The following is a 10687-nucleotide window of genomic DNA, read 5'->3' as shown; positions in this document are numbered from 1 at the left end:
CAGGCCCGCGCCGGAGGCCAGCCCCAGCGCGCCGCCGGCGCCCGCTTGCCCGCCGAGCGCGCCGCGGGCCGGATGCACCACGCGATCGAAGGCGGCGGCGATGATCATGGCCGCGTGCGGATCGGCGTGGCGCACCACGATGGTCTGGCCCAGGCCGCCGCGCACCGTGCCCGGCCCGCCGGAATCGGCGCGGTATTCCTTCTGTTCGAACACCAGCGGATTGGCGCTTTCCAGGATCTCCAGCGACACGTTGCGCACGCCGCTGGGATACGAGGTGACGGACAGCCCGTCCTTGCCGGGGCGCGCGCCGGTGCCGCCGGTGGAAAAGCTGACCGCGTTGAAGCGCGGGCCGGCCAGCAGTGCCTGCTGTTCCTCCTGCGTGGCGCCGGCCAGCGGTTCGCCGCCGACCAGGTGCAGGTTCCACAGCGACGAGGCGCCCTCGGCCGGCACCTGGTCGGGCCGCGCCTGGCGCAGCGCGCCGAACACGGCGTCGGGCAGCAGCTGGCCGATGATGTGGCGCGCCGTCACGGCGGCCGGGAAGCGGGCGTTCAGGATCGAGCCTTCGGGCGCCGCCACCTCCACCAGCGACAGCGAGCCGGCGTTGTTGGGCACGTCGGCGCCGATCAGGCAGCGGATGCCGAACGAGGTGTAGGCGTCGGTATAGGCCTTGACCACGTTGATGCCGCGCGCCACGCTGGGCGAGGTGCCGTCGAAGTCCACCAGGATCTTGCCATCGCCCACCGTCACGCTGGTCTGCAGCGTGATCGGCGCGTCGTAGCCGTCGATCACCAGCGTGTTGTGCCAGGTGCCCTGCGGCCATTCGGCGATGGCCTGGCGCATGGCCTGCGCCGACTGCTCGATGACGTAGCCGCCCAGCGATTCCAGGTCGGCCAGCTGGAACTCGGTCAGCAGCGACTTCAGGCGGCGGCCACCGATGTCGTTGCAGGCCACCAGCGCGTACAGGTCGCCCTCGACCTGCTCCGGCTCGCGCACGTTGGCGCGGATGATGGCCAGCACGCCGGGGTCCACCTGGTGCTGGTGGAAGAAGCGCAGGATCGGCAGGAACAGGCCTTCGTGATAGACCTCCAGGCCGTCGGCGCTGCTGCCGATGCCGCCGATGTCGATCACGTGCAGGGTCGAGGCGAACAGCGCCACCAGCGCGCCGTCGTGGAACACCGGCGAGACCATGGTCATGTCGAACAGGTGGCCGGTGCCCTTCCATGGGTCGTTGGTCAGCAGCACGTCGCCGTCCTTCAGGGTCTCCGGCGGAAACACCTTGAGGAAGTGCTTGACCGATTCGGCCATGGCGTTGACGTGGCCGGGCGTGCCGGTGACGGCCTGGGCGATCATGCGGCCGTCGGGCAGGAAAACGCCGGCCGACAGATCGCCGGCCTCGCGCGTGGCGGTGCCGAAGGCCGAGCGGATCAGCACCTGGGCCTGTTCCTCGACCACCGACAGCAGCCGGTTCCAGGCCAGCTGGAAGCGGATGCGTTGCTGGGGCGTGTGTTGCGGGGTGCTCATGCGGGGTCCTTTGCGGCGCGCGCGGCGGCCGCCTTGATGTCATCGAGCACCAGCGAGCCGAGCCGGCTGCGCCGTGCCTCGAAGCCCGCGGGCACGAAAGTGGTGGTCTCGTCTTCCACGACCAGGGCGGGGCCGCTCAGTGTCTGCTCGGCGTCGAGCGCCTGGCGTTCGTAGGTCGGCACCTCGATCCAGTCGTTGCGCTCGAAGTCATACAGCCGGCGCGTGCCGGCCTGGCGCGCGGCGGTGCCCGGGCCGCTGGCGATGTGGTCCTGGGGCCGCGCGCGGCGCTCGCCGGCCTGGGCGGCGACCGACCAGCTGACGGCCTCGGGCGCCACGTGCGGCAGGCTGCGGCCATACAGCTGGGCGTAGCGTTCGGCGAAGGCGGCGCCCAGCCGCGCGCTGGCGGCGGCGTCGAAGGGGCCGTCCGGCAAGTCCACGGCAATCTCGTGGCCCTGGCCGCTGTAGCGCATGAACACCACGCGCTTGTGATGCAGCGGCGCGTCGGGCGCGGCGCGCCGCACCACCGTGTCGACCCCCGCGGTCAGTTCGTCCAGCAGGCGCTGCACCGCGGCATGGTCGATGTCGGCCAGCTGCTGGTGGAAGCTGCGCACCGCCTGGTAGGCGATCGGCGCCCACAGGAAGCCGACCGCCGAACCGACGCCCGCCGATTCCGGGATGATGACGCGGCCGATGCCGAGCTTGCGCGCCAGTCCGGCGGCATGCAGCGGCGCGGCGCCGCCGAAGGCGATCAGCGTGTGCTCCTCGGCCGCCTTGCCCAACTCGGAGGCGTGCACGCGGGCGGCGTTGGCCATGTTCTCGCTGACCACTTCGATGATGGCCTGGGCGGCCTGTGGCGCCTCCAGCCCGGCCTGGCCGGCCAGGTGCGTCTCGATGGCCTGGCGCGCGCGCTCGGGTTGCAGGCTGACCTTGCCGACCGCGAAGCGCTCGGGCGTGACGGTGCCGATCAGCGCGTGGGCGTCGGTCACGGTGGGCAGCTCGCCGCCATTGCCGTAGGCGGCGGGGCCGGGCGAGGAGCCGGCGCTGTCCGGGCCGACCTGCACCACGCCCAGGTGGTTGACGCGCGCGATCGAGCCGCCGCCGGCGCCGATCTCCACCATCTCGATCACCGGGATGCGGATCGGCAGGCCCGAGCCTTTCAAGTGGCGGTGCACGCGGCCGAATTCGAAGCTGCGGCTGACCTGTGGCTCGAAGTCGTCGATGTAGCAGATCTTGGCGGTGGTGCCGCCCATGTCGAACGACAGCGCGCGCGCCGCGCCCGTCTGTTCGGCGATGTGCTGGGCCAGGATGGCGCCGCCCGCGGGGCCCGATTCCACCAGCCGCACCGGTTCGTCGATGCCGGTCTGCAGGGTGGCGATGGCGCCGCCCGAGGTCATCAGGAACGGTTCGTCGCGCAGCCCGCGCTGGCGCGCCGCGTCGTTCAGCCGGCGCAGGTAGCCGGACACCTGCGGCTGCACATAGGCGTTGGCGCTGACCGTGGACAGGCGCGGATATTCGCGGATCTCGGCGCAGACGTCGGAAGACAGCGACACCCACAGCTGCGGCGCGTGCGCCTTGAGCAGCTCGCGGATGCGGCGCTCGTGGCCGGGGTGGGCATAGCTGTGCAGCAGGCACACCGCCACGCTCTCGATGCCGGCGCGGGTCAGTTCGCCGGCCAGCGCGACCACCTGGGCCTCGTCCAGCGGCGTCAGCACCTGGCCGTGCGCATCGACGCGCTCGGTGACGCCGAAGCGCCAGGGCCTCGGCACCAGCGGTTCGGGCTTGTCCAGGAAGATGTCGTACTGCGCGAAGCGGTCTTCCAGGCCGATCTCGACCAGGTCGCGGAAACCCGCGGTCGTCAGCAGCGCGGTGCGGGCGCCCTTGCGCTCGATCAGCGCGTTGGTGGCCAGCGTGGTGCCCAGGATCAGCAGGTCGACCCGCGGCCACGCCAGGCCGGCCTGGCCGAGCAGCTCTTCGATGCCTTGCAGCACGGCGGTTTCGGGCGCGTCGGGCGTGGTCAGCAGCTTGGCCGACCAGCGTCGCGGTTCCTGTTCGAGGACGATATCGGTGAACGTGCCGCCGACGTCGACGGCAACGCGCACCGGCGCCGTCGAGGCGGACTCAGAGGGGGAGTGGGGCATGAGGGCAGGGAAGGAAAAACCCTGATCCTAAGCAGTCACGGCAGCCGCCAGAAGGACGTTTTTCGCATGTCGATATGCGGATTCCGCGTTAGCCGGCCGCCAGCCCGCGCGGCCGGGTGTTCCGCTGGTCGCCCATCGCCGGGCGGACTACCGTGCCGGCAATCCGCCCTTCATTGCGTGCGGGTCGGTGTGGCGGCGCGCGAGGCCTGCGTGGGCATCGCTTCCTGTGTCAGGGTGCCGGGTTCGGTGGCGGAGGGCCGCACCACGACCGCGTTCTGGGCGTCGTTGGCGCCCAGCTTGGGCAGGTCGGCGGGCCGCGCGGCCAGGGTCGCGAACGGGCCGCCGCCGGTGGCGGGCATGCCGTCCAGGGTCAGGCTGGCGGCCCAGACGCCGTCGCGGCGCGACAGCACCTGGTAGCGCTGGGGCCCGCCCGCCATGCGCGCGACGACGTACAAGGTGCCGTCGATGAGGTGGATGGCCGGCGGCGAGGCGGCCTCGGCGTCGAGCCTGGCCGGCTTGCCGTGTTCCACCAGCCAGAGCGGTCCGTCAGCGCGTTCCAGGATCGCCACGATCACGTTGCCCTGCGCATCGGCGTCGATGGCGGGGCGGCCGATGTAGGGCACGCCCAGGTCGGTCGGCGCGCTCCATTCCATGTCCAGGTCGGTGGTGTCGCCGGCTTCTTCCAGCCGCGTCAGGTGATTGTTGGCGCGCTGGCGGAAATAGAGTTCGACGCGGTGCTCGTGGTTGCGGATCGCGGCCAGTCCGCCGGCGGCCTGGGGCGCCTGCACGCGGCGCCAGGAGTGCCACTCGGGGCGCTGGCCCTTTCGCGCCGGCAACTGGCGCGTGTAGAACAGCTGGCCGCCGCCGGCCGACGCGAAGACGATGTAGCGGCCGTCATCGCCGCGCACGACCGCGGGCGCGCCGGTGGCGCCGTCCAGCGGCGGCAGGCTTTGCCACGGGGCCCAGCTGCCGTCGATGCCGGTCGGCGCGATCCAGTGCAGCAGGCCGTCGTAGCCGAGCGCCACGGCGGCGGCTTCGCCGCGCGGCGCCACGGCCGGAATCTGGCTGACGCGCACGCCGGCCAGGGCCTGCCAGCCCTGCCAGGTGCCATCGTGGCGCTGCTTGTTGGCCCACACGCCGCCCAGCGGATCGCGCGCCATCAGGCCGGCGGTGCCGTCGGCGTGGCCGAATGTCACCAGCGGGCCACCGGTGCGGCCGCCCAGGCTCTGCCAGCGGCGCTGGCCGGAGTCCCAGCGGTTGGCGGCGGCGTTGGTCTCGCCGGCGGCGAACACCACCAGGCCGTTGCGTCCGTCCGGATAGATCTGCGGCGGCATGTCCTGGCGCGAGACGTAGTAGGCGCGTTGCACCCAGGCGGCCGCGGGACCGGCCGGCTCCTTGCAGCCGGTGGGGCCGGCGCAATAGTGGTAGTCGTTCCAGGCATAGTGCTGGAAGATCATCGATTTGCTGGCGATCTCGTTATCGGCGAGGTTGCTGGCGCGTTCCTGGCTGGGGTAGTCGATGTAGCCGATCTCGGCGTAGTTGCCGGGCGCGCGCAGCATGGCGGCGCGGACCAGCCGCGCGCTGGCGATATGGTCAGGGTGCCCGTGGCCGGCGCAGCGCCAGCACAGCTGCGTGTAGGGCACGCTGATGGTGTCGTCCAGGTGCCGCACCGTGGTCGGCTGGTACTGGCGGATCAGCTCGGCCAGGGTGTCGATCAGCTGTTCGCGCGAGTAGACCTCCGGATACGGCCCCAGCGTGTCCACCGTCTGTCCCGGTTCCGACTCGGTGCGGCTCAGCGGCGTGAGGCTGCCCCAGCCCTTGCCCAGCCACGGGTCTTTCAGGCGCAGGTGCCACAGCTGCACGCGCGGGTTGCCGGACAAGGTGAAACGCGCGATCTGGCGTTGGTCCGCATGGCCCACGCTTTCCTTCCACAGGTCGGGCTGGCGCGCCATGTAGGCATAGGCCGCGCGCACGCCGCGCTCCCGGCCCAGCATGTAGGTGTCGCCCTCGCCGGCATCGCTGGCGGTCAGGTAGATCACCCGCACGCAGCCGCCGGCGGCGACGTTGGACGCGATGTCCGGGTTCATGAACAGCAGGTCGTCATCCAGGTGGGCGACGACGGCCAGATCCTTGATGCCGTTGCATTGCGCCAGGGTGGGCGGGGCGGCAAACGCGGCGGAGCAGGCCAGGCAGGCGAGCAGCAGCGCCTGGCCGAGGCGGGAGAGCAAGGTCGTGAGGATCCGCGTCAAGGGGCGCTGCTCCTGTGGGCAAGGGCAAGAATCTGCCGTTGCGGGCATCTTAACAAGTCCGGTCCGCGGGATCACGCGGCGGGAATTTGCTAATCGCCGATCTGTCGTTAGCCGCTGTCGCCGCGCGCTTTACCATCGGCCTCCCATGACCGAACTGCTACGCATCCAGAACCTGACGGTGGACCTGCCGGCCGGCGCCGACCGGCCGCATGCGCTCCATGACCTGTCCCTGTCCGTCAACGCCGGCGAGATCGTGTGCGTCGTCGGCGAGAGCGGGTCCGGAAAATCGCTGACCGCCGGCGCCATCCTGGGCCTGTTGCCGCAGGGCGTGCGCGCCAGCGGCGGACAGGTGCTGTGGGAAGGCGAGGACCTGCTGCGCCTGTCCCCGGCCGCCATGCGCCGCCTGCGCGGCCAGCGCATCGGCATGATCTTCCAGGAGCCGATGACGGCGCTCAATCCGCTGCGCACCATCGGCGACCAGATCGCGGAAGTGTTCCGCACCCACACGCGCCTGTCCGGCGCCGAGATCCGCCGCCGCACGCTGGGCCTGCTGGATTCGGTGCGTCTGCCGGACCCGGCGCTGGCGCTGGGCGCGTATCCGCACGAACTGTCCGGCGGCCAGCGCCAGCGCGCCATGATCGCCATGGCGCTGGCGCTGGAGCCGGCGCTGCTGATCGCCGACGAACCGACCACGGCGCTCGACGTCACCACGCAGGCGCAGATCCTGCACCTGATCCATGACCTGCAACGCCGCAAGGGCACGGCGGTGCTGTTCATCACCCATGACTTCGGCGTGGTGGCCGAGATCGCCGACCGCGTCGCCGTCATGCAGCGCGGCGAACTGGTGGAGAGCGGCCGCGCCGACGAGGTGCTGCGGCATCCGCGCCATCCGTACACGCGCGCCCTGATCGCGGCGGTGCCGCCGCTGGCGCCGGCCGCGGCGCGCACGCCGGTCGCGCCCGATGCGCCCGCCATCCTCACGACCGTGGCGCTGACCAAGACCTACCGCAAGCGCGGCTGGTTCAACCAGCCGGGACGCGAGACGCGCGCGCTCGATGGCGTGTCGCTGACGCTGCGCGAAGGCGGCACGCTCGGCATCGTCGGCGAAAGCGGCTCGGGCAAGTCGACCCTGGCGCGCACTCTGCTGGGGCTGGCGCCGCCCGACGCGGGCGCTGTCACGCTGGCGGGCGAACCGCTGGCCTTCAAGGGCGCCGGCGCGCGGCGCGCGCATGCGCGGCGAGTGCAGATGGTGTTCCAGGACCCCTATGGCTCGCTCAATCCGCGCCAGCGCGTGGGCGAGATCGTCGCGCGCGGACCCATCGTGCATGGCATGCCGCGGCGCGAGGCCTGGGCCCAGGCGCGCGAATTGTTCGAACTGGTCGGCCTGTCGCCGGACGCGATCAACCGCTATCCGCACGAGTTCTCGGGCGGACAGCGGCAACGCGTGGGATTGGCGCGGGCCTTGGCGATGCGGCCGCGCGTGCTGATCGCCGACGAGCCGGTGTCGGCGCTGGACGTCTCGGTGCAGGCGCAGGTGCTGGCGCTGCTGGCGCGCCTGCGCGAGCAACTGGGCCTGTCGATCCTGTTCATCACCCATGACCTGCGGGTCGCGGCGCAGGTGTGCGACCACGTTGCGGTCATGAAGGACGGCAAGGTGGTGGAGGAGGGGCCGTGCGCCGAGGTCTTCGGCCAGCCCTCGCATCCCTATACCCAGGCATTGCTGGCGGCGGTGCCGGGCCGGGGTTGGGATCCGGCCGAGGCCGCCGCGCGGCGGGCGGCCTAGCGGCCTGGCGGCTTTGGCCAGGCGCGGCATTCGCGGTATAACCGACTGATGCCGTGCCGCGTTTCGCGCGCCCCGCGCGAGTCGCGCCCATCCCGGCGGGAGAGCATCCATGGCCGACATCGTCCAATTGCGTCCGGAGGGCCTGTACTGCGCCGCGGGCGGGTTCTACATCGACCCCTGGTGCCCCGTGGACGTGGCCGTCCTCACGCATGGCCATGGCGACCACGCCCGCGTCGGCATGGGTTGCTACCACACCAGTGCCGAGGGCCTGCCCATCCTGCAATGGCGACTGCGTGAGCAGGACTACCGCGTCCACGCCTATGGCGAGCCGTTCACGCTGGGCCGGGCGCGCGTTTCGCTGCATTCCGCGGGCCACGTGCTGGGCTCCGCGCAAGTACGCATCGAGGTCGACGGCCAGGTCTGGGTCGTGTCGGGCGACTACAAGCGCCAGCCCGATCCCACCTGCGCGCCGTTCGAGGTGGTGCCGTGCGACACCTTCATCACCGAAGCCACCTTCGGCCTGCCGATCTATCGCTGGCCGGACACCGCGGAGGTGGCGCGCGACATCGTCCAGTGGCGCGACCATTGCGCCGCGCGCGGCGAGGCGGCCATTCTGTACTGCTATGCGCTGGGCAAGGCGCAGCGGGTGCTGGCCGAACTGATGCCGTTCGTCGACCGGCCCGTCTACCTGCATGGCGCGATTGCCGCGGGGGTGGACGTCTACCGCGAGGCCGGCATCGCGCTGCCCGACACGCGCCTGGTCATCGACGCGGACGGCGCGCCGGCGGCCGCGGGCACGGGATTTGCTGGCGAGCTGGTGCTGGCGCCGCCGTCGGCGGCCGGCAGCGCGTGGCTGCGGCGCTTCCGCAAGGCGCAGCACGGCTTCGCGTCCGGCTGGATGCGGCTGCGCGGCAACCGGCGCCGACGCAACATGGACCGGGGCTTCGTCGTGTCGGACCATGCCGACTGGCCCGATCTGCTGCGCACGATCCGCCAGACCGGCGCCCGCCGCGTCATCGCCACGCATGGCGACACCGACGCGCTGGTGCGCACGTTGAATGAATCCGGCATCGCCGCCGAGACGCTGGCCACGCAATATGGCGAAGACGATTAGGACGGCGCGCCGCGCCATTTTCGTAGCGACAGGGGAACGGACCCAGGCATGAAGCGATTCGCGGCGTTGTATCAGGAACTGGACGGCAGCACCGCCACCTTGGACAAGCGCGCGGCGCTGCTGGCGTACTTCCGCGATGCGCCGCCGCGCGACGCGGCCTGGGCCTTGTACCTGCTGGCGGGCGGCAAGATCAGCAGCGCGCGCCGCAAGATCGCCGCCGTCGGCGAGTTGCGCGCATGGGCCGCGACCGCCTCCGACACCGCGCCCTGGCTGGTGGACGCCTGCTACGACCAGGTCGGCGACCTGGCCGAGACGCTGGCGCTGCTGGTGCCCGATCCGCGCATTGCCGCGCCCGAGCGCGGCCTGGCCGATTGGATCGAGGAGATGCTGGTGCCGGTCGCCAACCGCGACGAGGCCGAGCGCCGCGAAGTCATCGTCGCGGCCTGGCGGGGCCTGCCCTACATCGAGCGCCTGGTCTTCAACAAGCTGCTGACCGGCGCGCTGCGCGTCGGCGTGTCGCAACGCATGGTGCAGCAGGCGCTGGCGGAGTTGTCGGGCGTGCCCATCGCCCGCATCGCGCAGCGCATGCTGGGCGCATGGTCGCCCAGCCCCGCGTTTCTGCGCGACCTGCTCAGCGCCGACGAGCTGCCGGGCGACCGCCAGCAGCCCTATCCCTTTTTCCTGGCCTCGCCGCTGGAGGGCGCCCCGGCGCTGCTGGGGCCGATCGACGACTGGCTGCTGGAGTGGAAGTGGGACGGCATCCGCGCGCAACTGATCCGGCGGCGCGGCGAGGTGGCGTTGTGGTCGCGCGGCGAAGAGCGCCTGGACGGCCGCTTCCCGGAAGTCGAGGCCGCCGCGGCCGCGCTGGCGGTGGACTGCGTCATCGACGGCGAGCTGCTGGCCTGGCAGGAAGACAGCGCCGACCCGATGCCGTTCTCGGCCCTGCAGACCCGCATCCAGCGGCTCAAGCCCGGGCCCCGGTGGCTGGCCGAGGCGCCGGTGCGCTTGCTCGCCTATGACCTGCTGGAGCTGGACGGCGCCGACCTGCGCGACGCGCCGCAGGCCGGGCGCCGCGCGCGGCTGGAAGCGCTGTTGCGCGAGCGCGCCGACCCGCGCCTGGGCCTGTCGCCGCTGGTGGCGCCGGCAAGCTGGGACGAGGCCCAGGCGTTGCGCGCGCAATCGCGTGAGCGCGGCGTGGAGGGCTTCATGCTCAAGCGCCGCGGCGCGCCCTACCAGGCCGGCCGGCGGCGCGGCGACTGGTGGAAGTGGAAGATCGATCCGCTCACCATCGATGCGGTGCTGCTGTACGCGCAGTCCGGCCACGGCCGCCGCAGCACGCTCTACACCGACTACACCTTCGGCCTGTGGGACGGCGACGCGCTGGTGCCCATCGCCAAGGCCTACTCGGGCCTGGACGACAAGGAGATCCTTGAACTGGACCGCTGGCTGCGCGCCCACACGCGCGAACGCTTCGGCCCGGTGCGCTCGGTCGACCCGGTGCAGGTGTTCGAGCTGGGCTTCGAGGGCGTCAACCTGTCCCGGCGGCACAAGTCCGGCGTGGCGGTACGCTTTCCCCGCATCCTGCGCTGGCGCCATGACAAGCGCGCCGACCAGGCCGACCGGCTCGATACCCTGAAGGCGTTGGCGCGATGAGCGCCGCGAGGCGGGACGGCCCCTTGCTGGCATGGTTCGCGGCGCGCGGCTGGAAGCCCGCCGCGTTCCAGCGCGAAACCTGGCGGCGCTATCTGGCCGGTGAATCCGGCCTGCTGCACACGCCCACCGGCAGCGGCAAGACCCTGGCGGCATTCGGCGGCCCGCTGCTGGAGGCGCTGGCCGACCCGGCGCCGGCGCGCGCGGCGGCGGGCGAGGGGCCGCGCGTGCT

General features: G+C 72.0%; 7 protein-coding genes. 4 read left to right on the top strand and 3 right to left on the bottom strand.

Translation table 11 applies throughout. The annotated features are described in order from the left end of the window. From H0523_RS30485 to H0523_RS30475, 3 genes are all read right to left on the bottom strand, one after another. A partial coding sequence (locus H0523_RS30485) for a hydantoinase B/oxoprolinase family protein (RefSeq protein ID WP_180180266.1) occupies positions 1-1521 on the bottom strand: 1521 nt, incomplete at its 3' end. Beyond that, on the bottom strand, positions 1518-3659 hold the full coding sequence (locus H0523_RS30480; protein ID WP_054428795.1) for a hydantoinase/oxoprolinase family protein: 2142 nt from the start codon (positions 3657-3659) through the stop codon (positions 1518-1520). The genes H0523_RS30480 and H0523_RS30485, both read right to left, overlap by 4 nt. Before the next feature lie 170 nt (positions 3660-3829). Beyond that, on the bottom strand, positions 3830-5908 hold the full coding sequence (locus H0523_RS30475; RefSeq protein ID WP_054428794.1) for a DUF8189 domain-containing protein: 2079 nt from the start codon (positions 5906-5908) through the stop codon (positions 3830-3832). 145 nt (positions 5909-6053) lie between these two features. Between H0523_RS30475 and H0523_RS30470 the strand changes: the two genes are divergently transcribed. The 4 genes from H0523_RS30470 to H0523_RS30455 all read left to right on the top strand — a co-directional run. Continuing rightward, on the top strand, positions 6054-7691 hold the full coding sequence (locus H0523_RS30470; RefSeq protein ID WP_054428793.1) for an ABC transporter ATP-binding protein: 1638 nt from the start codon (positions 6054-6056) through the stop codon (positions 7689-7691). Between the two features lie 109 nt (positions 7692-7800). Continuing rightward, entirely contained in the window at positions 7801-8805 is a 1005-nt protein-coding gene (locus H0523_RS30465; RefSeq protein WP_054428792.1) for a ligase-associated DNA damage response exonuclease, read from the top strand. 48 nt (positions 8806-8853) lie between these two features. Further along, positions 8854-10458, top strand: coding sequence for an ATP-dependent DNA ligase (locus H0523_RS30460; RefSeq protein ID WP_054428791.1), 1605 nt, complete (start codon positions 8854-8856; stop codon positions 10456-10458). Then, the coding region (locus H0523_RS30455; RefSeq protein WP_180180265.1) for a hypothetical protein at positions 10455-10687 on the top strand (233 nt) is incomplete at its 3' end. The genes H0523_RS30460 and H0523_RS30455, both read left to right, overlap by 4 nt.

The organism is Achromobacter insuavis, from assembly GCF_902859645.1.
Lineage (GTDB): Bacteria > Pseudomonadota > Gammaproteobacteria > Burkholderiales > Burkholderiaceae_B > Achromobacter > Achromobacter insuavis.
The sequence above is the reverse complement of the archived record's forward strand: the minus strand, read 5'-3'. Positions and strand labels throughout refer to the sequence as shown.